Source organism: Neorhizobium sp. T6_25, assembly GCF_002968555.1.
Taxonomy (GTDB): Bacteria; Pseudomonadota; Alphaproteobacteria; order Rhizobiales; family Rhizobiaceae; genus Neorhizobium.
Genome location: NZ_PVBL01000075.1, coordinates 1 through 416 on the forward strand (window position 1 = coordinate 1; position 416 = coordinate 416).

1 protein-coding gene is annotated in these 416 nt (G+C 71.2%); it reads right to left on the reverse strand.

Annotated features, from left to right (window positions below; translation table 11 throughout):
- Positions 1-400: shikimate kinase (locus C5L10_RS33385; RefSeq protein ID WP_245448386.1), on the reverse strand; the 400-nt coding region annotated here is incomplete at its 3' end.
- Positions 401-416: the final 16 nt, after the last annotated feature.

Consider the following 416-nt stretch of genomic DNA (forward strand, 5'->3'; position numbering starts at 1 on the left):
GGGGCACCTCGGGGGCAAGGCAGCCTCGGAGGAAGTCCTCCAGGGCCACGGTGGGGACGCGGGCGTGAAGCACCTCGCGCTCATGGAACACCGCGGACAATTCTTCTTCGAGCGACACGTCGGCGCGCAGCCGCGGGCGCGTCCGGTCCGTGAGCAGCCGCTCACGGTAGGTGTCGAAACAGATGGGGACGACCAGGGTGAAGAGCCCGGTCAGCGTGTCGGGGTGGTGCGACAGGAAACCGCCTCCCACGGCCACCAGCCCTCCGGCCGGCAGTTCTTGCAGGGCGCGACGTTCAGCGGCCCGGAATTCCTGCGGCGCTTCCACCACCCATCTGCGCAGCGGGCGCCCGTGCAGGCGTTCCAGGTGTGCGTCCAGGTCCAGCCCGGGGCGCGCGAGCATGCGGGCCACCATGGGC